This is a genomic window from Caenimonas koreensis DSM 17982 (assembly GCF_009646335.1).
In the GTDB taxonomy this organism is placed as follows: Bacteria; Pseudomonadota; Gammaproteobacteria; order Burkholderiales; family Burkholderiaceae_C; genus Ramlibacter; species Ramlibacter koreensis.
In genome coordinates this window covers 142,796-167,391 of the sequence record NZ_WJBU01000001.1, presented here as the reverse complement: position 1 = coordinate 167,391, position 24,596 = coordinate 142,796, and the positions used below count along the sequence as shown (strand labels likewise).

Annotated in this window: 23 protein-coding genes; 21 read left to right on the top strand and 2 right to left on the bottom strand. The window is 64.4% G+C overall.

The window, feature by feature from the left end; translation table 11 throughout:
• Window positions 1-82 precede the first annotated feature (82 nt).
• From odhB to GHT07_RS00760, 4 genes are all read left to right on the top strand, one after another.
• Window positions 83-1,351: a 2-oxoglutarate dehydrogenase complex dihydrolipoyllysine-residue succinyltransferase gene (odhB, locus tag GHT07_RS00775; protein ID WP_153583143.1), complete on the top strand. Its 1,269-nt coding sequence runs from the start codon at window positions 83-85 to the stop codon at window positions 1,349-1,351.
• A gap of 120 nt (window positions 1,352-1,471) precedes the next feature.
• The gene (gene lpdA / locus GHT07_RS00770) at window positions 1,472-2,899 is read left to right on the top strand and encodes a dihydrolipoyl dehydrogenase (RefSeq protein ID WP_153583142.1); all 1,428 of its coding nucleotides are present in this window, start codon (window positions 1,472-1,474) and stop codon (window positions 2,897-2,899) included.
• A 10-nt stretch (window positions 2,900-2,909) separates the two neighbouring features.
• The gene (gene zapE / locus GHT07_RS00765) at window positions 2,910-4,007 is read left to right on the top strand and encodes a cell division protein ZapE (RefSeq protein ID WP_153583141.1); all 1,098 of its coding nucleotides are present in this window, start codon (window positions 2,910-2,912) and stop codon (window positions 4,005-4,007) included.
• Window positions 4,004-4,636: a hypothetical protein gene (locus GHT07_RS00760; RefSeq protein WP_153583140.1), complete on the top strand. Its 633-nt coding sequence runs from the start codon at window positions 4,004-4,006 to the stop codon at window positions 4,634-4,636. Before zapE ends, GHT07_RS00760 begins: the two co-directional genes overlap by 4 nt.
• 9 nt (window positions 4,637-4,645) lie before the next feature.
• On the opposite strand, the gene GHT07_RS00755 is transcribed toward GHT07_RS00760, so the two are convergent.
• A complete protein-coding gene (locus GHT07_RS00755) occupies window positions 4,646-5,413 on the bottom strand; it encodes a PP2C family protein-serine/threonine phosphatase (RefSeq protein ID WP_153583139.1) in 768 nt (255 codons plus the stop codon).
• 114 nt (window positions 5,414-5,527) lie between these two features.
• On the opposite strand from GHT07_RS00755, the gene GHT07_RS00750 reads away from it, so the two are divergent.
• Together GHT07_RS00750 and GHT07_RS00745 are read left to right on the top strand one after the other, a co-directional pair.
• Window positions 5,528-5,731 carry a YdcH family protein gene (locus tag GHT07_RS00750; protein ID WP_153583138.1) on the top strand — a complete coding sequence of 68 codons (204 nt, stop codon included), beginning with the start codon at window positions 5,528-5,530 and terminating at the stop codon, window positions 5,729-5,731.
• Window positions 5,731-7,773, top strand: coding sequence for an ATP-dependent DNA helicase (locus GHT07_RS00745; RefSeq protein WP_153583137.1), 2,043 nt, complete (start codon window positions 5,731-5,733; stop codon window positions 7,771-7,773). Before GHT07_RS00750 ends, GHT07_RS00745 begins: the two co-directional genes overlap by 1 nt.
• On the opposite strand, the gene GHT07_RS00740 is transcribed toward GHT07_RS00745, so the two are convergent.
• Window positions 7,736-8,545, bottom strand: a complete 810-nt coding sequence (locus tag GHT07_RS00740; RefSeq protein ID WP_153583136.1) for an outer membrane protein assembly factor BamD — start codon at window positions 8,543-8,545, stop codon at window positions 7,736-7,738. The two genes, GHT07_RS00745 and GHT07_RS00740, sit on opposite strands and share 38 nt — an antisense overlap.
• A 13-nt stretch (window positions 8,546-8,558) precedes the next feature.
• Here GHT07_RS00740 and GHT07_RS00735 point away from each other — a divergent pair, with 13 nt between their 5' ends.
• The 15 genes from GHT07_RS00735 to hflK all read left to right on the top strand — a co-directional run bounded on the left by GHT07_RS00735 (window position 8,559) and on the right by hflK (window position 24,595).
• Window positions 8,559-9,584 (top strand): RluA family pseudouridine synthase, encoded by a 1,026-nt coding sequence (locus tag GHT07_RS00735; RefSeq protein WP_153583135.1) that lies wholly within the window; start codon window positions 8,559-8,561, stop codon window positions 9,582-9,584.
• Between the two features lie 153 nt (window positions 9,585-9,737).
• The gene (gene scpB, locus GHT07_RS00730; RefSeq protein ID WP_153583134.1) at window positions 9,738-10,508 is read left to right on the top strand and encodes an SMC-Scp complex subunit ScpB; all 771 of its coding nucleotides are present in this window, start codon (window positions 9,738-9,740) and stop codon (window positions 10,506-10,508) included.
• 4 nt (window positions 10,509-10,512) lie between these two features.
• On the top strand, window positions 10,513-12,072 hold the full coding sequence (locus GHT07_RS00725; protein ID WP_153583133.1) for a pseudouridine synthase: 1,560 nt from the start codon (window positions 10,513-10,515) through the stop codon (window positions 12,070-12,072).
• A 111-nt stretch (window positions 12,073-12,183) separates the two neighbouring features.
• On the top strand, window positions 12,184-12,609 hold the full coding sequence (ndk, locus tag GHT07_RS00720) for a nucleoside-diphosphate kinase (protein ID WP_153583132.1): 426 nt from the start codon (window positions 12,184-12,186) through the stop codon (window positions 12,607-12,609).
• A gap of 92 nt (window positions 12,610-12,701) precedes the next feature.
• Entirely contained in the window at window positions 12,702-13,847 is a 1,146-nt protein-coding gene (gene rlmN, locus GHT07_RS00715; protein ID WP_153583131.1) for a 23S rRNA (adenine(2503)-C(2))-methyltransferase RlmN, read from the top strand.
• A gap of 17 nt (window positions 13,848-13,864) precedes the next feature.
• The gene (gene pilW, locus GHT07_RS00710) at window positions 13,865-14,722 is read left to right on the top strand and encodes a type IV pilus biogenesis/stability protein PilW (protein WP_228488128.1); all 858 of its coding nucleotides are present in this window, start codon (window positions 13,865-13,867) and stop codon (window positions 14,720-14,722) included.
• A complete protein-coding gene (locus tag GHT07_RS00705; RefSeq protein ID WP_153583130.1) occupies window positions 14,715-15,674 on the top strand; it encodes a helix-turn-helix domain-containing protein in 960 nt (319 codons plus the stop codon). The genes pilW and GHT07_RS00705 overlap by 8 nt, the downstream gene beginning before the upstream one ends.
• A gap of 11 nt (window positions 15,675-15,685) precedes the next feature.
• Entirely contained in the window at window positions 15,686-16,960 is a 1,275-nt protein-coding gene (gene ispG, locus GHT07_RS00700; protein WP_153583129.1) for a flavodoxin-dependent (E)-4-hydroxy-3-methylbut-2-enyl-diphosphate synthase, read from the top strand.
• A 12-nt stretch (window positions 16,961-16,972) separates the two neighbouring features.
• Window positions 16,973-18,286: a histidine--tRNA ligase gene (hisS, locus tag GHT07_RS00695; RefSeq protein WP_153583128.1), complete on the top strand. Its 1,314-nt coding sequence runs from the start codon at window positions 16,973-16,975 to the stop codon at window positions 18,284-18,286.
• A gap of 39 nt (window positions 18,287-18,325) precedes the next feature.
• Window positions 18,326-19,030 carry a YfgM family protein gene (locus GHT07_RS00690; protein ID WP_153583127.1) on the top strand — a complete coding sequence of 235 codons (705 nt, stop codon included), beginning with the start codon at window positions 18,326-18,328 and terminating at the stop codon, window positions 19,028-19,030.
• Window positions 19,027-20,199, top strand: a complete 1,173-nt coding sequence (gene bamB / locus GHT07_RS00685; protein ID WP_153583126.1) for an outer membrane protein assembly factor BamB — start codon at window positions 19,027-19,029, stop codon at window positions 20,197-20,199. Before GHT07_RS00690 ends, bamB begins: the two co-directional genes overlap by 4 nt.
• Before the next feature lie 15 nt (window positions 20,200-20,214).
• On the top strand, window positions 20,215-21,552 hold the full coding sequence (gene der, locus GHT07_RS00680; RefSeq protein WP_153583125.1) for a ribosome biogenesis GTPase Der: 1,338 nt from the start codon (window positions 20,215-20,217) through the stop codon (window positions 21,550-21,552).
• Between the two features lie 143 nt (window positions 21,553-21,695).
• Complete coding sequence (gene hfq, locus GHT07_RS00675) at window positions 21,696-21,944, top strand: RNA chaperone Hfq (RefSeq protein ID WP_407062674.1); 249 nt, start codon at window positions 21,696-21,698, stop codon at window positions 21,942-21,944.
• A gap of 34 nt (window positions 21,945-21,978) precedes the next feature.
• Entirely contained in the window at window positions 21,979-23,202 is a 1,224-nt protein-coding gene (gene hflX / locus GHT07_RS00670) for a GTPase HflX (protein ID WP_153583123.1), read from the top strand.
• Between the two features lie 43 nt (window positions 23,203-23,245).
• Window positions 23,246-24,595 carry an FtsH protease activity modulator HflK gene (gene hflK / locus GHT07_RS00665; RefSeq protein ID WP_228488108.1) on the top strand — a complete coding sequence of 450 codons (1,350 nt, stop codon included), beginning with the start codon at window positions 23,246-23,248 and terminating at the stop codon, window positions 24,593-24,595.
• Window position 24,596 lies beyond the last annotated feature (1 nt).

Below are 24,596 nucleotides of genomic sequence, written 5' to 3'. Positions count from 1 at the left end.
GCGTTGGGCGTTCAGCGTTGGGCGTGAACTCGCTCCAACCCTCGCTCAACGCTCAACGCTCAACCCTCAACCTGGAAATCAAATGGCTATCGTTGAAGTGAAGGTTCCGCAGCTGTCGGAATCAGTGGCAGAAGCAACCCTTTTGCAGTGGAAGAAGAAGGCAGGCGACATGGTCGCGATCGATGAAATCCTGATCGAGATCGAGACGGACAAGGTCGTGCTGGAAGTGCCGGCCCCGTCCGCAGGTGTTCTTGCCGAGATCCTGCAGGCCGACGGCGCGACTGTCGCAGCCGACCAGGTGATCGCAAAGATCGATAGCGAAGGCAAGGGCGCAGCGGCTGCCCCGGCTGCTGCTGCGACGGCTGCTGCGCCTGCGCCGGCGGCACCTGCACCAGCTGCTGCAGCGACCGGCGGCTCGAAGTCCGACATCGCTATGCCGGCTGCCGCCAAGCTCATGGCCGACAACAACCTGGCAGCTGGCTCTGTCGCCGGTACGGGCAAAGATGGCCGCGTGACCAAGGGCGATGTGCTAGGTGCCGTGGCTGGCGGCGCATCCAAACCGTCTGTGGCGCCTGTGGCAGCACCTGCGGCACCCGCGCGCGCTGCACTGCCGCAAGTGAACTCGTCGGTGGCAACGCCTGACCTGGGCGAGCGCCCCGAGCAGCGCGTGCCGATGTCGCGCCTGCGTGCGCGCGTGGCCGAGCGCCTGCTGCAATCGCAATCGACCAACGCCATCCTCACGACGTTCAATGAAGTGAACATGGCGCCTGTGATGGAAATGCGCAAGCGCTTCCAGGAAAAGTTCGAGAAGGAACACGGCGTGAAGATCGGCTTCATGTCGTTCTTCGTGAAGGCTGCTGTCCACGCGCTGAAGAAGTACCCGGTGCTCAATGCGTCGGTTGACGGCACCGACATCGTCTATCACGGCTACTTCGACATCGGCATTGCCGTGGGCTCGCCGCGCGGCCTGGTCGTGCCTATCCTGCGCAATGCCGACCAGATGTCGTTTGCCGACATCGAAAAGAAGATTGCTGAATACGGCGCGAAGGCGCGCGACGGCAAGCTCGGCATCGAAGAGATGACTGGCGGCACGTTCTCGATTTCCAATGGCGGTGTGTTCGGCTCGATGCTGTCGACGCCGATCATCAACCCGCCGCAGTCGGCCATCCTGGGCGTGCACGCCACGAAGGATCGCGCTGTGGTTGAGAACGGCCAGATCGTCATCCGCCCGATGAACTACCTCGCCATGAGCTACGACCACCGCATCATCGACGGCCGCGAAGCCGTGCTGGGCCTGGTCGCCATGAAGGAAGCGCTGGAAGATCCGGCTCGCCTGCTGTTCGATATTTGACCCACCCCCGAAGCGGCCTTTGGCCGCCTCCCCCTCAAGGGGGCGACACCAGCGGCCCGGCAATGCCGGTTCCGCGGTGCCTCCCGAAAATGCACCAATTGATGGGCGCTGGACTTTGATATGACTAAACAATTTGACGTGATCGTCATCGGCGGCGGTCCCGGTGGCTACATTGCCGCCATTCGCGCGGCGCAACTGGGCTTCAACGTCGCCTGTATCGACGAGTGGAAGAACAAGGACGGCAAGCCCGCACCGGGTGGCACCTGCACAAACGTGGGTTGCATTCCATCGAAGGCGCTGCTGCAGTCGTCTGAGCACTTCGAGCACGCGGGCAAGCACTTTGTCGATCACGGCATCAACGTGAAGGGCCTGGAGCTGGACCTCGCAAAGATGCTGTCTCGCAAAGACACCGTCGTGAAGCAGAACAACGACGGCATCTTGTTCCTGTTCAAGAAGAACAAGGTCGCGTTCTTCCATGGCCGCGGCTCCTTCGTGAAGGCCGATGCTGCGGGCTACGAGATCAAGGTCTCCGGCGCGGCGGAAGAAACGCTCACGGGCAAGCACATCATCGTGGCGACGGGTTCCAATCCGCGCGCCTTGCCTGGCGCTCCTTTCGATGAAGAGAACATCCTGTCGAACGACGGTGCGCTGCGCATTCCTGCAGTGCCGAAGAAGCTGGGCCTGATCGGCTCCGGCGTGATCGGGCTTGAGATGGGATCTGTCTGGCGCAGGCTGGGCGCGGAAGTCACGGTGCTGGAAGCGCTGCCGACGTTCCTGGGCGCGGTGGACGAGCAGATCGCCAAGGAAGCGAAGAAGGCCTTCGACAAGCAGGGCCTGAAGATCGAGCTGGGCGTGAAGGTCGGCGAGATCAAGAACTCGAAGAAGGGCGTGTCCGTTGCCTGGACAAACGCCAAGGGCGAGGCGCAACTGCTCGAGGTCGACAAGCTCATCGTGTCGATTGGCCGTGTGCCCAACACGATTGGCCTCGGCCACGAAGCGGTTGGCCTGAAACTCGACGAGCGCGGCGCCATTGCGGTGGACGACCAATGCAAGACCAACCTGCCGAACGTGTGGGCAATTGGTGACGCCGTGCGCGGCCCGATGCTCGCGCACAAGGCGGAAGAAGAGGGCGTTGCAGTGGCCGAGCGCATCGCGGGCCAGCATGGCCACGTCAACTTCAACACGATTCCGTGGGTGATCTACACCAGCCCCGAGATCGCGTGGGTGGGCCAGACCGAGCAGCAGCTCAAGGCGGCTGGCGTGCAATACAAGGCAGGCACATTCCCGTTCATGGCCAATGGCCGTGCGCGCGCATTGGGCGACACGACGGGCATGGTCAAGTTTCTTGCCGATGCCAAGACGGACGAGATCCTTGGCGTGCATATCGTCGGGCCGATGGCCAGCGAGCTGATCGCTGAGGCCGTGGTCGCCATGGAATTCCGCGCATCCTCGGAAGACATCGCACGCATCTGCCACGCGCATCCGTCCTTGTCCGAGGCGACGAAGGAAGCGGCGCTGGCCGTTGACAAGCGCACGCTGAACTTCTGACCGCACGCCGTTGTCCGTTCGGCAAGCCTACGACCTCGAGCTGGCAGCGCGCGGCTACCAGAGCGACCCTGCACAGCTGCGCGCCGTGCAGGCCCTGGACCGCTGCGCGCGCGAGTGGGCCGACTTCAAGGAGCAGCGCACGGGCTTTGTGCGCAGGCTGATCAACCACCCTGACATTCCCCGCGGGGTGTACATGTACGGCGGCGTGGGGCGCGGCAAGAGCTTCCTGATGGACTGCTTTTTCAACGCTGTGCCGCTCGTGCGCAAGACGCGCCTGCACTTCCACGAGTTCATGCGTGAAGTGCATCGCGAGTTGTCGGAGCTGCAGGGCACCGTGAACCCGCTCGATGTGCTGGGCGAGCGCATCGCCAAGCGCTATCGGCTGATCTGTTTTGACGAGTTTCATGTGGCGGACATCACCGACGCAATGATCCTGCATCGCTTGCTCAATGCGCTGTTCGAAAACGGCGTGGGCTTTGTGACGACATCGAATTTCAAGCCCGACGATCTGTACCCCGACGGCTTGCATCGCGATCGCATCCTGCCGGCGATCGAGCTGCTCAAGGAAAACCTGGAAGTGGTCAACGTGGACAACGGCGTGGACTACAGAAGCCGCGTGATGGAGCAGGTCAAGCTCTACCACACGCCGCTCGGCCCCGAGGCGGACGAAGAGATGAACGAGGCGTTCAACAGCCTCGCCGTCGGCCGCGACGAAGACCCGGTGCTGCACATCGAGGCGCGGCAGATTCGCGCGGTGCGGCGCGCAGGCGGCATCGTGTGGTTCGACTTCCGCACCTTGTGCGGCGGTCCCCGATCGCAGAACGACTATCTGGAGATTGCCAGCCAGTTCAACACCGTGCTGTTGAGCAACGTGCCGCACATGCCGGTGCGCATGGCGTCGGAAGCGAGGCGCTTCACCTGGCTCATCGATGTGCTGTACGACAGGCACGTCAAGTTGATCATGTCGGCAGCGGTGGAGCCGGAGGCGTTGTATACCGAGGGGCCGTTGGCCCACGAATTTCCGCGCACCGTGTCGCGCCTGAACGAGATGCGGTCAGCGGAATATCTTGCAATGCCGCATCGAACTGTGGATACACGCTTGACATGAACCGCCTCATCGTTGCCGCCTGCCTGATCGTCCTGCCGCTCGCCGGCATTGCTGCCGATGAGGTGAATGTGGCAGGCGAGCGCGCGCGAATCGCCACGGAGCGCGCCGCCATCGAAGGCGAGTTCAAGACGTCCGAGAAAGCCTGCTACAAGACGTTTGCCGTCAACGACTGCCTCAACGATGCACGTTCCAGGCGCAGGGACGCACTGGGTCATTTGCGCCGCCAGGAACTGGCGATCAACGACGCCGAACGCAAACGCCGTGCTGCCGAGCGGGTGCGGGAGATCGAGGCGAAGTCATCGCCCGAGAAGGCCGCGGAGCAGGCGCGCAATCGTGACCAGGCCCTGGTGAATGATGCGGCGCGGCAGGAGCGGGGCAAGAAGAAGACGGGTGACCATGCGGCGCTTGCAGCCTCAGCACCCGCGAACGCTGCAGCCCGCACGGCCCGCGACGAAGAACGGCGCAGGTCAGCCGCCGCTGCCCAGGCGAGCCGCATCAAGGAGGCTGCGGACAACGTTCGCAGGCGAGAAGAAAAACTGGCCGAGGCCGCCCGGCAGAAGAAAGATCGCGACCGGCGCGTGGCCGAGCACATGAAAAAGCCCGCCTCGGGGCTGCCGACGCCGCCGTAGCCCAGGCGATCAGGAGTCGAGCGGTTCGAGCTTGACGATGGCCAGCGAGAGGTTGTCGCCACCGCCGTGACCGCGTGAACGGGCCTTCTCGATCAGGAATTCAGTGGCTTCGCGCGGCGACAGCGACGACAGCACCGAGCCGAGCTCGTTCGGGCTGAAGTAGTGCCATACGCCATCGCTGCAACACATCAACACATCGCCGGGCCGCAGCTGCTGGATGAAGTGGTGGTCAGCCGGTGGGTCTTCCTCGGCGCCGAGGCAGCCCATCAGGATGTTCGACTGGGGATGCACGTTCGCTTCTTCTTCCGTGATCTCCCCGCGATCGACCAGAGTCTGCACGTAGGAATGATCCATCGTGCGTTTGACGAGCTTGCTGCCGTGGAAGTGATAGATGCGGGAATCGCCGGCGTGGATCCAGTGGCAGTCGCCGCCCGGATTGATCAGGAAGGCGGCAAGGGTGCTGTGTGGCTCCTGCTCGGCCGAGATGGCGGTGAGCTTGATGACGATATGCGCCTCGGTCACCATTTGCTGCAACAGCGTGGAGGCGTCGTCGTGTTCGGGTGAGTAACGCTCGAACAGTTGTTTGGCCGTGAGCATCACCTGATCGGATGCTTTGCGCCCGCCGCTGCGGCCGCCCATTCCATCGGCCACGATGCCGAGCACGCAGCCGGGCAGACGCGGATGCGTGATCAGCGCGACCTGGTCCTGCTGGTATTCGCGGTCACCCTTGTGGATGCCGGTTGAAGCTGTGAGCCGATAGCCCTTGCTGGTTGCCATGAATCGAATGTCGCTGCGCGCGAATCTTGACCGAGAGAGCGATTATTGCCTGCGAAAGACGTATTATCGAATGAACGCGACTGTGGCTTTATTCTCACTGGGCCCAGGTAAGTATTGGAAACGAATCTCCACTCCCCCGAACGCCACCTGATCGAGCTGCGAATCGAGCACGCCGATCTTGACGCCATGATCGACCGCGCCAGCCTGGAACACCCCGTCGATGAGCTCATGATGCGGCGCCTCAAGAAGCGGCGGCTGGCGCTGCGCGACCAGATCGCGCGCCTTGAACTCGCGATCGATCCCAAAGAACCTGCCTGATGGTCAACGCTGGCGGCAGTGAGCCGGGTGAGCCCGGATATTCCCTTGAAGCTCCGGTGCGCGATGCGTTCGCGCCGGGCGGCGCCTTGTCGCGTGCAGCCGATCAGTTCATGCCCCGCGCCGGCCAGACCGAAATGGCACTGGCGGTGGCGCGCACGATCGCCCATGGTGGCGCGCTGGTGGTGGAAGCCGGCACGGGCGTTGGCAAGACCTACTCTTACCTCGTGCCTGCCTTGCTCAGCGGCGAGCGCGTGTTGCTCTCGACGGCCACCAAGACCCTGCAGGACCAGCTCTTCGGGCGCGATTTGCCGCGGCTGGTCGAAGCGCTCGGGCTGCCCGTGCGCACCGCGTTGCTCAAGGGCCGGGGCAGTTACCTCTGCCTGCACCGGATGGAGCTTGCGCGGCATGACGCCAACTTCCCGGACCGCGCAGCGTTGCGTTCGCTCGCCAAGATCGAGGAGTGGTCGCAGGTCACCCGCACGGGCGATCTCGCCGAGCTGCCGGGGCTGGACGAGCGCTCGCCGCTCATCCCGCTCGTGACGTCGACACGCGAGAACTGCCTGGGCTCCGACTGCCCGAAGTTTCGCTCGTGCCACGTCAACATTGCACGACGCGAAGCGCTGGCTGCCGATGTGGTGGTGATCAATCACCACCTGTTCTTCGCCGACATGGCTGTTCGCGAGTCGGGCATGGCGGAGCTCCTGCCCACCGTGCGCATTGCCATCTTCGATGAGGCGCACCAGCTCAACGAAACAGGCGTGCAGTTTCTGGGTGCCAACCTGACCACCGGCCAGCTGCTCGACTTCGCCCGCGACATGCTCGGCGCCGGACTGCAATTCGCGCGCGGTCTGGTCGACTGGCAAACCATCGTGTCGCAGGTCGAGCGCGCCGCCCGCGACTTGCGCCTGTCGGTCGGCAAGACGACCAGCAATGCACGCCTGCGCTGGGTCGATGAAGCGCCCGAAGGCGTGGAGCCGCGGGCATGGCGCGAAGCGCTCGATGAACTGCATCTCGCGTGCACCCATGCGATCGAGGGGCTCGCGACGGTCAGTGAGATGGCGCCCGATTTCCCGAGACTGCAAGAGCGCGCAACAGAACTTGCACAGCGTGTCGAGCGCTTCGGTGCGAAGTGCGAGCCTGCGGCTGTGCGCTGGATCGATGTCGGCATGCAGTTGCGCCTGGTCGAGTCGCCGCTTGACATTGCGAAGGCCGTGCAGGACAAGCTGCTCAAGACGGGCAGCGCCGAAGGCTCCAGCCGCTCATGGGTATTCACATCCGCCACTTTGGGCGATGACGCCCGCCTGTCGTGGTTCACTGAGCCGTGCGGGCTGGGCGAGGCAGAGATCCTTCGTGTGGACAGCCCCTTCGACTATCGCAACCAGGCCTGCGTTTACGTGCCGCGGGACATCGTCAAACCCAACGACGCCGCCCATAGCGGGCAGGTGGCGGCCATTGCTGCTGAAGGCGCACGCCGGCTGGGTGGCCGCACGATGGTCCTGACCACCACGCTGCGAGCGCTGCGTGCAATTGGTGAAGAACTGCAACGCCGCTTTGAGGGCGCCGGTGAGATTGAGGTGCTGGTGCAGGGCCAGCTACCCAAGCGCCGGCTGATGGAGCGTTTTCGCGAGGGCGGCACCCAGGGCCGTGCAGGCTGTGTGCTCGTTGCCTCCGCGTCGTTCTGGGAAGGCGTTGACCTGCCGGGCGACACGCTCCAGCTGGTCGTGATCGACAAGCTGCCATTCCCGCCGCCGGGCGATCCGCTCGTAGAGGCGCGGTCGCAGCGCCTGGAACTGCAGGGCCGCAGCTCTTTCAATGATTATTCGATTCCGGAGGCGGCCGTTGCACTCAAGCAGGGCGCTGGCCGATTGATACGGCGCGAGTCAGACCAGGGCGTGCTGGTGGTGTGCGACTCGCGCCTGGCAACGATGGGCTACGGCAGGCGCTTGATGGCGGCCTTGCCGCCCATGCTGAGACTGGAGTCGCGAGACGACTACCTGGCGGCGCTCACCAGAATTTCCACCACGAGTCCTGCGTGGACTTAGAGCCCTTCGTGAGGTATTCGCTGCTGGGGTAGGTCTTCTGCATCACGCGGCGGGCGTCGTCGCGCAGTTGCGCCATGCCGAGTTTGTCGTACGAATTCATGAGGATGAACAGCGCTTCTTCCAGGGCCGGCACGTCCTTGTAGTCGGTCAGGGCGTTCTGTGCGCGATTGGCTGCCGCTACGTAGGCACCGCGCGTGTAGTAGTAGCGGGCCACGTGCACTTCATACTGCGCGAGCGAGTTGACGATGTACGTCATGCGAGCGCGGGCATCGGGCGTGTAGCGCGATTCGGGAAAGCGCGTCACGAGTTCCTTGAAAGCTTCGAATGATTCCTTGGCAGCCTTCTGGTCACGCTCGGCAAGGTCCTGCTGGACGATGAAGCTCAGGAAGCCGAGGTTGTCGTTGAAGTTGACGATGCCCTTGAGGTACAGCGCGTAGTCGACGGCGGGGCTCGCCGGGTGGAGTTTGAGGAACCGGTCGATCGTGGCGAGCGCGGCGGCCTGTTCGTTCCCCTTGTATTGTGCGTAGGCTTTTTCGAGCTGGGCCTGCTGCGCCATCGGTGTGCCGGCGGCACGGCCTTCGAGCTTCTCGAACAGGGGAATGGCTTTGTCGTAAGAGCCATTGGCCGACTCGTCGCGCGCTTCTGAATACAGCTTGTTGACGCTCCAGTTTTCCGACCTGTCGTCGCGGCCTGCGGCGCAGCCGGCCAGCAGGGCGGAAGCGAGGGTGGCGATCACCAGCGCAGGGACCACGGATAATTTGGCTCGCAACATCACGCACACTTTCTTGAAACAGGGCACAACGATTATATCGACCGACCCCTCACAGCCGGCGACAGAAGACGTTCTTGAAGACGTTGCCGTCGCCGAAACACGCGCGTTCACCATCGGCGCCGAACACCATGGCGACCGGCTCGACCGTGCGCTGGCCGCGCTCGTGCCGGAGTTCTCGCGCAACTACCTGCAGCAGCTTGTCGGTGCGGGGGCCGTCATGCTCAACGGCGCGACGATCGGCAAGCCATCGCAGAAGGTGAAGGCGGGCGACACCGGCGCGATCGAGCTCAAGCCGACCGCGCAAAGCCAGGCGTTCAAGCCCGAGGCGATGGCGCTTGACGTCGTGTTTGAAGATGAGCATTTACTGGTCATCAACAAGCCTGCAGGGTTGGTGGTGCATCCGGCACCGGGCAACTGGAGCGGCACACTGCTCAATGGGCTTCTTGCGCGGGACGCGCATGCTGCGCATCTGCCGCGCGCAGGGATCGTGCACCGGCTCGACAAGGACACGAGCGGCCTCATGGTCGTGGCGCGCACTCGCAGCGCCATGGATGCACTGGTAGACATGATTGCGCAGCGCAGTGTCTCGCGTCAGTACGTGGCACTGGCGCATCGCCCATGGGGCAGCGTCCTGACGCGGCGTGTTGACGCACCTGTCGGGCGTGATCCGCGCAACCGCCTGCGCATGGCGGTGGTCGAGGGCGGCAAGCCGGCCATGACCGACTTCGAGCTGCTCGAAGATGCGGATGCAGGTTGCTGGGTTCGCGCCACGCTGCATACGGGGCGCACCCACCAGATCCGCGTGCACATGGCGCATATCGGGCACCCGCTGGTGGCTGACGAGGTGTATGGCGGCGCAGCCATCGCAGCGATCTCGCGCCAGGCGCTCCATGCTTTCCGCCTTGCCTTCGTGCATCCCGCGACCGGGCGGGCGCATGAATTTCGCGCGCCTTTGCCGCATGACATCCGGCAGGCACTTGCGCAGTGGGGGCTGCGCTACAATGAATCAGACTGGCACACCAGCGACGCCTCTCGATGAAGCAGGCGCACCGTGCGACAGCGCCGCGCGGCGTTCGATGCCCGCGGCCTTGAGTGCCCTGATACTGCCCCGACACTGGCCCGATACTGTTTCGATGAGCCCTTTGCTTTGATTTGCGCGCCGCAAGGCGCCTTTTCCGAAAACGGCAACACCATGAATACGACGGATGCAAAGCGCGTCCTCGAAACCGCCTTGATTTGCTCGCAGCAGCCGATGCCGGTGCGCGAGATGCGCGTGCTCTTCAATGACGAGCTCGGCGCCGACACCATCAAGTCTGTTCTCGCGGACCTGCAAAACGACTGGGCGCAGCGCGGCGTCGAACTCGTCCATGTGGCGAGCGGCTGGCGCTTCCAGAGCCGCCCGGCCATGCGCGAATACCTCGATCGCCTGCATCCCGAAAAGCCTCCGAAGTACACGCGCGCCGTGCTAGAAACACTGGCGATCATTGCGTATCGCCAGCCCGTCACGCGCGGCGACATGGAAGACATCCGCGGCGTGACGATCAACGCGCTCATCCTCAAGCAGCTCGAAGACCGCGGCTGGGTCGAAGTCATCGGCCATCGTGAGGCGCCCGGCCGGCCGGCGCTCTTTGCGACCACGCGGCAGTTCCTGGACGACCTGGGCATCGAGTCGCTGGACCAGCTGCCCATGCTTTCCAGCCCCGGCGAGCAGGCGAACATGCTGGCGTCGCTTGCCATGCCAACTGATTCCATGCAGCCTGAACTGGGCATTGAGCCCGACCTGACTATGCAGCCCGGGCTCGCCACGGAGCCCGAACTCGCTGCGCAGCCAGCACTCCCCCTGCAGCCCGAGGAGCCCGCAACGCCCGGAGAGCCCCACGAAGCGGTTGCAGCCGAGGCTCCCCCCAATTCCCTTCCACAAGAAAAAGCTGCCGACGACGAGGCAGAAGCTGTCGAGACCTGAACGCATGAACCAACCGCTGCCCGGCGCCGAGCAGGCCCCGCTAACCGACGACTCCCAAGAGATAGCAGCGGCTCCCGTGCCGCCGCAGCCTCCGGCGCAGCAGCGCAACAGCAACCGCAGCGATGACCGCAGCGAAGGTGACGATGCGGATCGTGACGAGGACGACGACGAATTCGACGAAGACGCCGAAGACGATGCCGACGGCAACTCCACCACCCGCCGGCACAAGCCCAGGGTCGCCGCCGAACCGGCGCCGCCGCCCGTCAGCTTTGCGGATGTGGTCTCCGGTGAATTCGATGTGCAGGCCGACGCGCCCGACGCAGTGCCCAAGCGCGTGCTGCTGCCCCAGGCGGACACACCAAAGCTGCACAAGGTGCTGGCGCAGGCGGGCCTTGGCTCGCGGCTCGAGATGGAGCAGCTCATCATGGAAGGGCGCATCTCGGTCAACAATGAGCCCGCGCACATCGGGCAGCGCATCCAGTTCGGCGATTCGATCAAGGTCAATGGCAAGCCGATCCGCGTGCGCATTGCACCGCCGCCTGCGCGGGTGATCGCGTATCACAAACCCACGGGCGAAGTCGTGACGAACGACGATCCGCAAAACCGCCCCACCGTGTTTCGAAAACTGCCCCGGCTTGCACAGGGCAAGTGGCAGTCGGTCGGGCGTCTTGACCTCAATACCGAGGGCCTGCTGCTTTTCACCAGTTCGGGCGAGTTGGCCAACAAACTGATGCATCCGCGATTCGGCCTGGAGCGCGAGTACGCCGTGCGTGTGCTCGGCGCGCTGAGCACTGACGAGAAGCAGCGGCTGCTCGACGGCATCGAGCTTGAAGATGGCCGCGCCCAGTTCGGCACGATCGAAGAAGGTGGTGGCGAGGGTGCCAACACGTGGTATCGCGTCACGATTTCCGAAGGGCGCAACCGTGAGGTGCGCCGGCTGTTCGAAGCACTGGGCCATGCCGTCAGCCGCCTCATCCGGATTCGATATGGCGCAATGATGTTGCCGCGCGGCTTGAAGCGCGGGGCGTTCATGGAGCTTGACGAGCGTGACATCCGCCAGCTCATGCAGGCTGTCGGCGCCACTGCGGAGCGAGGCGGTCGCGGCGAACGCGCGCCGGGCCAGGACGGCGAAGGGCCCGGGCAGGGCGGCGGCGGCGGGCGCAACCGGCGCAGGCGCGGTGGCGGCGGTGCCGGTGCCGGTGCAGGCGGTGGCAATCGCGGCCCGAACCAGGGCGGCCAGCAACGCAATGGGGGGCAGCGCGGCCAAGGCGGCCAGGGCGCAGGCCAGGGCCAGCAACGGCGCAATAAGGATCGCAGCAACAGTGACGAGCGCCCGAATGGCGTCCAGCCGGATCCGATGAAGACATCGCTGGGCTACATCGGCGCTGACAGCTTCACGCGCCAGCGGCAGGGCGGCGGAGGTGGCCAGGGCGGCCAGCGTCGTCGTGGAGGCGGGGGCGGTGGGGGCGGCGGCTTTGGCGGCGGTGGAGGTGGTGGTGGATTCGGCGGCGGTGGGCCAGGAGGCGGCGGAGGTGGCTCGCGCCGCGGTGGCCGCGGTCGTTGACAGACCTTTGCCGGTGAACAGTCACTGGCGCAAGCTAAAATTGCAGGCTTTGCCGAACTCTCTCGCATTGCGAGACCTTTTAAAAAACTTCAAGCTCAGGAACGAAACCAAATGGCCATCGAACGCACCCTCTCCATCATCAAGCCCGACGCCGTGGCAAAGAACGTCATCGGCCAGATCTACGCCCGCTTCGAGGCCGCTGGCCTGAAGGTCATTGCCGCTCGCATGGCGCACCTGTCGCGCGGCGAAGCCGAGCAGTTCTACGGCGTTCACAAGGAGCGCCCGTTCTTCAAGGACCTCGTTGAGTTCATGATTTCCGGCCCCGTCATGATCCAGGTGCTGGAAGGCGAAGGCGCCATCCTCAAGAACCGCGACCTGATGGGCGCGACCGACCCCAAGAAGGCAGCTGCCGGCACCATCCGTGCCGACTTTGCCGACAGCATCGACGCCAATGCCGTGCACGGCTCTGATGCGCCTGAAACTGCCAAGGGCGAGATCTCGTTCTTCTTCCCTGGCATGAACATCTACTCCCGCTAACGTATGTGGCCCCCACGCTCCACTGCGCTCCGCTGCCCCGCGAGGGGGCCACGGCGCGCTTGGGGCGGCCCGGCGCCGCGCCGGGCTGTGCAATGACGGTCAACCTGCTCGACTTCGACCTCGACGGTCTGGCCGCCTATTGCGAAAGCCTCGGCGAAAAGCGCTTCCGCGCCACGCAGCTGTTCCGCTGGATCCACCAGCGCGGCGCGCGCAACTTCGACGAGATGAGCGACCTGGCGAAGTCGCTGCGCGAAAACCTCAAAGGCACAGCCCGCATCGAAGGGCTTGCCATCCTCACCCAGCAAGAGTCTTCTGACGGCACGATCAAGTGGCTGTTCGACGTGGGCCATGGAGACGCCGTCGAGGCTGTTTTCATCCCTGAAGAAGACAGGGGCACGCTCTGCGTGTCATCGCAAGCAGGCTGCGCTGTTGGCTGCCGCTTCTGCTCGACCGGCCACCAGGGCTTTTCGCGCAACCTCACAGCTGGCGAGATCGTCGCGCAGCTCTGGTTCGCCGAGCATTTCCTGCGCAAGCACCTGCATCGCGATGACCGCGTGATCTCCAACGTGGTGATGATGGGCATGGGCGAGCCGCTGCAGAACTATTCGGCGCTCGTGCCCGCGCTGCGCGTGATGCTCGACGACCATGGCTATGGCTTGTCGCGCCGGCGCGTGACTGTGTCCACGTCCGGCGTGGTGCCGATGATGGACCGGCTGGGGCAAGACTGCCCGGTGGCGCTGGCCGTATCGCTGCACGCACCGAACGACGCGCTGCGCGACAACCTGGTGCCGCTGAATCGCAAATATCCTCTGGCTGAGTTGCTCGATGCGTGCAACCGGTATCTCGAACATGCGCCGCGCGACTTCATCACCTTCGAGTACTGCATGCTCGATGGTGTGAACGATCAGCCCGAGCATGCGCACCAGCTGGTGGAGCTGGTTCGCAAGCATGGCGGGCACGGTGTTTCATGCAAGATCAACCTGATCCCGTTCAACCCCTTTGAGCAATCGGGTCTGACGCGTTCGCCCCACAAACAGGTGATCGCGTTCGCGAAAATCCTGAGCGATGCTGGTATCGTCACCACTGTGCGAAAAACCAGAGGGGACGACATTGACGCAGCCTGCGGACAACTCGCAGGCGACGTCAAGGACCGCACCAAAGTCGGGGAGCGAATCGCCAGGCAACGAACGGTGATGCTCAAGCAGGTGCCGGTCGATGTACCCGCAGCCAAGGAGTAAATGACAACATGACGAGCATGGACAACATGGCGCGCATGGCCGCTGCGGCTTTGGGGACGAGGGCCTTGTCGGCCAGGGCCGGCCTGGCCTGGGTCGCAATCGCATGGGTCGTGCTGTCCGCGCTCTCCGGCTGTGCCAACCAGCGCACGCCCGGAACGGTTGGGAGCACGCAAGACATCCTCACCGAATCCGATGAGCCCGAAGTGCGCAAGCGCGCGCGCATCCGCATGGAGCTGGCTGTCGGGTATTTCGAGCAGGGCAAGACCAATATTGCGCTCGACGAACTCAAACAGGTCATCTCCTCCGACCCTACGTTCCCCGATGCCTACAGCCTGCGCGGCCTGATCTACATGCGGCTCAACGACCTGCAGCAGGCCGAGGACAGCTTCCGCCGCGCCGTTGCCCTCAATCCCCGCGACCCGGACGTCAACCACAACTTCGGCTGGCTGCTGTGCCAGCGCGGCCGCTACGCAGAGGCGCAGCAGGCGTTTGACGTGGTCATGGCCAACGGTGCGTACGCGGGCCGCTCCAAGACGCTCATGGCGCAAGGCCTTTGCGAGGCACGCGCGGGCAACATGGCGGCGGCCGAGAGAAGCCTGGCACGCTCGCTCGAGCTCGACGCAGCCAATCCCGTCACTGGTTACAACCTCTCCAACATTCTTTATCGGCGGGGCGACTACAAGCGCGCGCAGTTCTACATCCGCCGGTTGAACAACTCCGAAAGCGCCAACGCCGAGACGCTGTGGCTCGGCATCAAGGTCGAGCGCCGCCTTGAAGACCAGGTGGCCATGCGCCAGCTTGGCGAACAGCTCAAGAAGCGCTACGCCCAGTCGCGTGAAGCAAGCCTGTATGAACGGGGCGCGTTCGATGAGTGACGAGTGGGGCCAGCAGGGCGATGCTATCGTTGCGGCGCCGTCGGCAGGCCCGACGGCCGGTGCGCTCTTGCGGCAGGCACGCGAGTCGGCGGGTCTGCACATTGCGGCGCTCGCCGTGGCGCTCAAGGTACCGGTGCGCAAGCTGGAAGCCCTTGAAGACGACCGCTACGACCTGATGACCGATTCGGTCTTTGTGCGCGGCCTGGCCGCCAGCGTCTGTCGCACGCTGAAGATCGATCCGCAGCCCGTGCTCGAGCGCTTGCCGCAGCGAACCGCGCCGCGCCTGGTGCGTGACGACGACGGCATCAACACGCCGTTCCGCGCGCCCGGCGATGGCCCGCCTGCAAAGTGGACAGCACACCTGACGCGGCCTGTCTATATCGCTGTAGTGGCGCTGCTTCTGGGCGCGCTCGCCCTCGTGCTCTTTCCGGCGTCGATTCATGACGATTGGCTCAAAGACGCCGTGAAAGTCGAGGCGCCCGCTCCTGTATTCATCCCCGCACCTGCTGATCCTGCCCCCGTTTCAGGGCCTGTGGCTGTACCTGCACCTGCGCCTGCCGCAGTGGCGCCAGCGGTTGCAATCGCGCCAGCAGCTGCGCCGGAAGCTGCGCCAGCAGCTGCACCTGCACCTGCACCTGCACCTGCACCTGCACCTGCACCTGCACCCGCGCCTGCGTCTTCATCGGTGGCAGCATCGTCCCCTCCCGTCGCCACAGGCTTGCTGGTCATTCGCGCCACCGGACCTTCGTGGGTGGAGATCACCGACGCCAAGGGCGAGTCACCGGTTCGCAGGATGCTGGCGGCTGGCGAGAGCGCCGTCGCCAATGGCCCATTGCCCATTCACGTGATCGTCGGCCGCTCTGACCTCACCGAAGTGTCGGTGCGCGGCAAGCCCTTCGACATCAAGCCCTACGCGCGCGCCGACAACCTCGCGCGATTCGACGTTAAATAGGTCTTCGCGACATGGAACCCTGCCTGCCCATCGAACCCGCGTGGCCGAAGTCACGCAACACCCGCCAGGCGCGCGCCGCGTGGGGCAGCCGCGTGGTTACCATTGGCGGTGATGCGCCCGTGCGTGTGCAGTCCATGACCAACACCGACACGGTCGATGCGATCGGCACAGCGATCCAGGTCAAGGAGTTGGCAATCGCCGGCTCCGAGCTGGTCCGCATCACGGTCAACACGCCCGAGGCGGCGGCGCAGGTGCCCTACATCCGCGAACAGCTTGACCGCATGGGCATCGACGTGCCGCTCATCGGCGACTTCCACTACAACGGCCACCGCCTGCTCACGGACTTTCCCGATTGCGCGCAGGCACTGTCGAAGTACCGCATCAATCCCGGCAACGTGGGCAAGGGCGACAAACGCGACCGCCAGTTCGGCCAGATGATCGAAGCGGCGATGAAGTGGAACAAGGTCGTGCGCATCGGCGTGAACTGGGGCAGCCTCGACCAGGAACTGCTCGCCGGCATGATGGACGAGAACAGCAAGCGTGCGCAGCCCTGGGAAGCCAAGTCGGTGATGTATGAAGCTCTGGTCACCTCGGCGATCGAGTCTGCGAACCGCGCTGTCGAAATGGGCATGGATGCCAACCAGATCATCCTGTCGTGCAAGGTCAGCGGCGTGCAGGACCTCGTGTCTGTGTATCGCGAACTCGGCAGGCGCTGCAACTACGCATTGCACCTGGGCCTGACGGAAGCGGGCATGGGTACCAAAGGCACGGTCGCCTCGAGCGTGGCGCTGGGCATTCTTTTGCAAGAGGGCCTGGGCGACACGATTCGTGTATCGCTCACGCCTGCACCGGGCGAGGCCCGCACACAGGAAGTGGTGATCGCCTCTGAAATCCTGCAGTCGCTGGGTGTGCGCAGCTTTGTGCCGAGCGTGACGGCGTGCCCTGGCTGCGGGCGCACCACAAGCACCACATTCCAGGAACTGGCCAAGGACATCGACGATTACCTTCGTGCGCAGATGCCTGTGTGGAAAGCCAAGTACCCCGGCGTCGAGAAAATGAAAGTGGCCGTGATGGGCTGCATCGTCAACGGCCCCGGCGAGAGCAAGCATGCCGATATCGGCATCAGCCTGCCGGGCACCGGCGAGGCGCCTGCCGCGCCCGTCTTCATCGACGGCGAAAAGGCCCTTACCCTGCGCGGCGAGAACATCGCGCGCGAATTCCACCAGCTCGTCGAAGATTACGTCGAGAAGCGTTACGGCCACGCGCAAGCGACCGAACACGCCTGAACCTGCAATCCAATGGCTGAAAAACTCAGTGCCGTCAAAGGCATGAATGACATCTTGCCCGCGAGCGTGCCGCGCAAGGAAGTGCTGCCGCAGTCCGCAACGTGGCAATGGTTTGACGACGTCCTGCGGCGCGTGATGGCGCGCTATGGCTACCAGTACATCGTGACGCCAGTCGTCGAGCCCACTGCGCTGTTCGTGCGTGGCCTGGGCGAAGTGACCGACATCGTCGAGAAGGAGATGTATTCCTTCACCGACGCGATGAACGGCGACAAGCTCACGCTGCGCCCGGAAGCAACTGCCGGCATCGTGCGCGCCGTCGTCGAGCACAACGCGCTCTACAACGGGCCGCTGCGGGTGTGGACGGCCGGGCCGATGTTCCGCCACGAGCGGCCGCAAAAGGGCCGCTATCGCCAGTTCCACCAGCTCGATGTCGAGGCACTGGGCTTTGCCGGGCCTGATGTGGATGCCGAGCTCATCCTCATGGGCAGGGCGCTGTGGCGCGAGCTCGGCCTGGTTGAAGGCGAGCACTATCGCCTGGAGATCGGCACGCTGGGCCAGCCTGATGAACGCGTTGCACACCGCGCCGCACTCGTCGCTCACCTCGAAAAGCATATCGACGCGCTGGACGCTGAAGCGAAGAGCCGGCTGCACACGAATCCGCTGCGCATTCTCGACACCAAGAACCCGGCCATGCAGGAAGTGGTTGAGTCAGCGCCCAAGCTGATCGACTTTCTTGGCGACGAATCGCGCAAGCATTTCGACTCGCTGCGCCGCCTGCTCGATGCAGCAGGCCAGCCGTACACCATCAACACGCGCCTTGTGCGCGGCATGGATTACTACAACCTCACGGTGTTCGAGTGGACGACGGACCACCTTGGCTCGCAGGGCACGATCTGCGGCGGCGGGCGCTACGACGGGCTCATCGCGCAGATGGGCGGCAAGGCAGCACCGGCGATCGGCTTTGGCCTGGGTATCGAGCGGCTGCTGTTGCTCGTACAGGAACTGGGGCTGCAACGCGCGGACGACGCGCCACTTGCCTATGTCGTGGTGCCCTCGGATGCGGCACTGGTCGTGGCGATGCCTGCCGTCGAACTGCTGCGCAGCCAGGGCAGGGCGGTCACGATGCATTCGGGCGGCGGCTCGTTCAAGAGCCAGATGAAGAAGGCTGATGCCAGCGGCGCGAAGTTCGCGCTGATCTTCGGCGACGACGAAATCGCCAATGGAAACGTCACGATCAAGGCCCTGCGCGACGGCGCCGGCGAGCAGCAGCAATGCCCGCTCGCTGACCTTGCGAATCACCCGTGGCTGGCAACCGCTGGCCGCTAACTACAATCGCAGGCTGCACGCAGCATCAATAACTACACCATGGCCAAACACCTCGACCTCGAAGAACAGGAGCAGCTCGACCAGATCAAGCATTTCTGGAAAGAGTACGGCAACCTGATTTCCTGGCTCCTGATCGTCGTCTTCGGCGCCATCGCGGCGTGGAATGGCTGGCAATATTGGCAGCGCACCTCGGCCGCCCAGGCCGCGACGCTCTACGACGAAGTCGAGCGGGCCGCCACAGCGGGCGACATCACCCGTGTGGAGCGCGCCTTCGCCGACTTGAAGGACAAGTTCGGTCGCACCACCTATGCACAGCAGGCCGGCATGCTGGCTGCGAAAGCACTTGCCGACAAAGGCAACGTCGACGGCGCCAAGGCAGCGCTGGCCTGGGTGGCGGAGAAGTCCAGTGATGAAGGCTACGCGGCGCTCGCGCGGCTTCGCATGGCCAGCCTGCTGGTCGAGTCGAAGTCCTATGACGAAGCGCTCAAGCAACTCAGTGGCGACTTCCCCGACGCGTTCAAGGGCCTGGCTGCCGACCGGCGCGGCGATGTGCTGCAGGCGCAGGGCAAGCGCGAAGAGGCGCGGGCCGAATACATCAAGGCCTACAAGGCCCTGGACGATCGTTCAGAGTACAGGCGCCTGCTCGAAGTCAAGCTCAGTGCGCTGGGTACCGACCCCAAGCAACTCGTGCCTGCTCCCGCCAACGCCGCGTCAGCGTCTGCATCCGGAACCGCCAAATCATGACCTCAACTCTCGTCTCGGCCGGCGCACGCGCCGCCAGTGTGATCGCCCTGGCCGTCGGCCTCGCAGGTTGCTCTTACCTGCCTTCCATGCCGTCGATCCCATTCTTCGGCATGGGCACCGACAAGCCGAAGATGGCCGAACTCGCGCCCAATCCGTCGCTCATCGCCGTGAGCCAGGCCTGGACGTCGCGGGTGAGCAGCGTGGGTTTTCCGCTGTCGGTGCAGGTCAGCGGTACCAGCATTGCCGTTGCCGGCAGTGACGGCACCGTCGCCTTGATCGACGCCGTGTCCGGCCGCGACCTGTGGCGCGCCAGCGTTGGTGCTGCCATCTCCGCGGGTGTGGGCAGTGATGGCCGCACGGCAGCCGTGGTCACGCGAACCAATGAACTGGTTGTTTTGCAGGCGGGCAGGGAGCTGTGGCGGCAAAAGCTCACGGCAGGCAGCTACACCGCGCCGCTCGTGGCAGGCGCGCGCGTTTTCGTGATGACTGCCGACAGGGCTGTTTCTGCCTACGACGGGCAAACGGGCCGCAAGCTGTGGACGCAAACGCGCCCCGGCGAGCCGCTGGTTCTGAGCAATTCAGGCGTCTTGCTCGCGGTTGGCGACACGCTGGTCGCAGGCTTGTCGGGCCGGCTGGTGGGCATGAATCCGTTGTCGGGCGGCTCGCGCTGGGAAGCGCCGCTGGCATCGCCGCGCGGCGTCAATGACGTTGAGCGGCTGGTGGATCTTGTGGGTACCGTGAGCCGCGTCGGCGATTCAATCTGCGCCCGTGCCTTCCAGTCGAGCGTTGGCTGCGTCGATGCACAGCGCGGCGGCCTGGTCTGGACCAAGCCGGCCAATGGCGCCCAAGGCGTGGGCGGCGACGACCGCCTTGTTTTCGGCACGGAGTCGGATGGCAAAGTGGTGGCCTGGCGCCGCGACAACGGCGAGCGCGCGTGGTTCACCGAGCGGCTGCTCCATCGCGGCCTCACCGCGCCTCTCGCGCTGGGCCGCTCGGTCATCATTGGTGACAGCACGGGCTTGGTGCACCTGCTCTCGCGCGATGACGGCTCGCTGCTCACCCGTTTGGCAACAGATGGTTCCGAGATCGCTACAGCGCCCGTGGTGGCAGCCAACACGCTTGTCGTCGTCACAAAAAACGGCGGCATCTTTGGCTTCGTCCCCCAATAACACGAACCTCCGACGATGAAGCCCGTCCTGGCCCTCGTCGGCCGTCCCAACGTCGGTAAATCGACGCTTTTCAACCGCCTGACCAAGACGCGCGACGCCATCGTTGCCGACTTTGCGGGGCTGACGCGCGACCGGCATTACGGCAACGCGAAGCACGGCAAGCTCGAATTCATCGTGATCGATACCGGCGGCTTCGAGCCGACGGCCGAGAGCGGCATCTACATGGAGATGGCCAAGCAGACGCGGCAAGCGGTGGCAGAGGCGGATGTCGTTGTCTTTGTGGTCGACGCGCGCGGCGGGCTGACGGCGCAGGACCACGACATTGCGAAGTACCTTCGCAAGCTCGGCAAGCCCACGGTGCTCACGGCCAACAAGGCTGAAGGCATGACCGACGGCGTGCAGCTCACCGAGTTCTACGAGCTGGGGCTGGGCGAAGTGCATCCGGTCTCGGCGGCACACGGGCAGGGCATCCGCAGCCTGCTCGAAGTGGCGTTCGAATCGATCGGCATGTCCGAAGACGACGACACGGAAGAAGACCACGACCCCACCGTCATCAAGCTGGCCGTCGCCGGCCGGCCCAATGTCGGCAAGTCGACACTGATCAACACCTGGCTGGGTGAAGAGCGCCTTGTGGCTTTCGACCTGCCGGGCACGACCCGCGACGCGATCACCGTGCCGTTCGAGCGCGGGGGCCAGAAGTTCGAGCTGATCGACACCGCCGGTCTGCGCCGCAAGGGCAAGGTCTTTGAGGCGATCGAGAAGTTCTCGGTGGTCAAGACGCTTCAGGCCATCGAATCCGCGAATGTCGTTTTGCTGCTGCTCGACGCCACGCAGGGCGTGACCGACCAGGATGCCCATATTGCCGGCTACATCCTCGAGAGCGGCCGCGCAGTCGTGCTGGCGCTCAACAAGTGGGACGCCGTCGATGCCTACCAGCGCGAACAGCTGCAGCGCCAGATCGAGACGCGCCTGGCTTTCCTGAAATTTGCCAAGCTGCACTTCATCTCTGCCATCAAGCGTCAGGGCCTCGGGCCCGTGTGGGGGGCCATCGCCGAAGCGCACCGGTCGGCCACGGTGAAGATGTCCACCCCCGTGCTCACGCGCCTGTTGCTCGAAGCTGTGCAGTTCCAGCAGCCCAAGCGTGCGGGCATGTTCCGCCCGAAGCTGCGCTATGCGCACCAGGGCGGAATGAACCCGCCCGTGATCGTGGTGCACGGCAATTCGCTCGAGCACGTGACGGAGTCGTACAAGCGCTTTCTTGAAGGGCGCTTTCGCAAGGAGTTCAATCTGGTGGGCACGCCGCTGCGCATCGAGATGAAGACTTCCAAGAATCCGTACACCGACAAAGAGTGACGAGCCGGCACCTTGAATAGGCGGGCATCGCCCGCAATTGCAGCGGGTGAACAAAACGCCTGTTGCCTACTTGCGCGGCCTAAATGCTGTGGTAAGGTGCAGATTCCAACAACAATTTCCGCCTGCGGAACACGGAGAATATCGTGAGCAACAAAGGGCAGCTTCTGCAAGACCCCTTCCTGAACACTTTGCGTCGGGAACATGTGCCGGTCTCAATTTACCTGGTCAACGGCATCAAGCTGCAAGGCCAGATCGAATCTTTCGATCAATACGTCGTGCTGCTGCGCAATACCGTCACACAGATGGTTTACAAGCATGCCATTTCGACCATCGTGCCCGGTCGCGCTGTGAACTTCAGCACGGCGGAAAGCGCCGAGGGCCCCGCAGCCTGACGCACTGCCAACGAGGGCGCACGGCGCCTGTCTTTTGAGTTCCGCCGAAACGCCCGCTGCCAGCTCTGCCCTCACGATCCTCGTGGGTGTGGATCTGGGAGCACCCCACTTTGACGCCGGGCTTGAAGAGCTTGGCTTGCTCGCATTGACTGCCGGTTTGCAACCCGTTGCGCGCGTTACTTGCAAGCGCAAGGCGCCCGACGCAGCGCTTTTCATTGGCAGCGGCAAAGCCGACGAGATCAAGGCCCTGGCCGACGAGCTTGGCGCTACCGAGATCCTGTTCGACCAGGCTCTCAGCCCCGCGCAGCAACGCAACCTCGAACGTCACCTGGAGCGGCCGGTCAATGACCGCACGCTCCTCATCCTCGAAATCTTCGGCCAGCGCGCGCGCAGCCATGAGGGCAAGTTGCAAGTAGAGCTGGCGCGGCTTCAGTACGTGAGCACGCGGCTCGTGCGCCGCTGGTCGCACCTTGAGCGGCAAACAGGTGGTGCAGGCGTGCGCGGCGGCCCGGGTGAAAAGCAGATCGAGCTGGACAGGCGCATGGTGGGCGACGCCATCAAGCGCACGCGCGAGCGGCTCGAAAAGCTCAAGCGCCAGCGCAGCACGCAGCGCAGGCAGCGCGAGCGCCGTGGCGCGTTCAATATCTCGCTGGTCGGCTACACCAACGCGGGCAAGTCAACGCTTTTCAATGCACTGGTCAAGGCGCGCGCTTATGCGGCGGACCAGCTGTTCGCCACGCTCGACACCACAACGCGCCAGCTCTGGCTGGCTGACGCTGACGATGAAGCGCAGCACGGCGGCTCGGGTGCGAGTGGCCGTTCGGTGTCGCTGTCGGACACAGTCGGCTTCATCCGCGACCTGCCGCACGGCCTGATCGACGCGTTCCAGGCGACCCTGCAGGAAGCGGCAGACGCGGACCTGCTGCTGCACGTTGTGGATGCGGCCAATCCCGATCATCCGGAGCAGATTGCCCAGGTGCAGCAAGTCCTGCATGAGATCGGCGCAGGCGACGTGCCGCAGGTTCTCGTGTTCAACAAGACGGACATGTTGTCGCCTGAGCAGGTACCTGTTCGAACCAGCGACATGTTCGAGCTGGAAGGCCAGCTGGTGCCCCGGCTATTTGTCAGTGGCCGCACGTTGCAGGGCCTGCCGGAGCTTCGAAAGCGGCTTGCTGTTGAAGTGGCGCGACGCAGCGTGGCTGCCGCGCCGTCCCCGTTGTACCCCGATAACCCTGCTGTGCGCGAGACGTCGCCCTGATTGGGCACAATGCACGGCAAGAGCAAAACAGAGACTGAACCGAATGAACCTTCGCTTCCCTTGGGGCGTGCTACCAGGCCGGATCCGTGGCATGTTCAACCTGAACGACCCGCGGTGGGGCCGGGGCGACGACAACAAGCCTGCCGACAACCGGCCTGATGCGAACAAGCCGGAAGGCAATCGCAACCAGGGGCCCAACCAGGGCCCGCCTGATCTCGATGAGCTCTGGCGCGATTTCAATCGCAAGCTCGGCGGCCTGTTTGGCGGCAAGGGCCGGCGCGAAGGCGGCGGCTTTGGTGGCAATGGCGGTGGCTCAAACGGCGGCTTCCAGCCCGACATGCGCAGCGCCGGAATTGGCGTGGGCCTCGTCGCCGCCGTGGCAGCGTTGATCTGGCTGGGCACCGGATTCTTCATCGTGCAGGAAGGCCAGCAGGCCGTCATCACGCAGTTCGGGCGCTACAAGGCAACCGTCGGTGCCGGCTTCAACTGGCGCCTGCCGTACCCCGTGCAGCGTCATGAAATCATTGCCGTGACGCAGATCCGCTCGGTGGACGTCGGCCGCGACACGGTCATCAAGGCAACGGGCCTGCGTGAATCGTCGATGCTGACCGAAGACGAAAACATTCTCGACATCAAGTTCGCCGTGCAGTACCGCCTGAAGGACGCGCGTGCCTACCTGTTCGAGAGCAAGAACCCGTCTGAAGCCGTCGTGCAGGCCGCCGAGACGGCCGTGCGTGAGGTTGTGGGCAAGATGAAGATGGACGCCGCGCTTGGCGAAGAGCGCGACCAGATCGCGCCGCGCATCCGCACGGTCATGCAGACCATCCTTGATCGCTACAAGGTGGGCATTGAAGTCGTGACCATCAACTTGCAGCAAGGCGGTGTGCGTGCACCCGACCAGGTCCAGGCTGCATTCGACGACGTGAACAAGGCCGGTCAGGAGCGCGAGCGCTCCAAGAACGAAGGCCAGGCCTACGCCAACGACGTGATTCCCCGTGCTGCCGGCGCTGCCGCGCGCCTGAAGGCCGAGGCCGATGGCTACAAGTCGCGCGTTGTGGCGCAGGCCCAGGGTGATGCGCAGCGCTTCAAGTCGGTGTTGGCCGAATACCAGCGCGCGCCGCAAGTCACGCGAGACCGCATGTACATCGACTCGATGCAGCAGATCTACACCAACGTCACCAAAGTACTGGTTGATTCGCGCCAGGGCTCGCAGCTGCTGTACCTGCCGCTCGACAAGATCATGCAGCAGGTCGCCAGCGGCAACGTTGCACCTGCTTCGGTGGATGCCCCGGCGGTGTCGACCATTCCCACATCACCGCCCGTGCCAGCTGGCACGGCAACTGATGCGCGTAACCGCGACAACTCGCGCACGCGCGATCGTGAAGGCCGCTGAT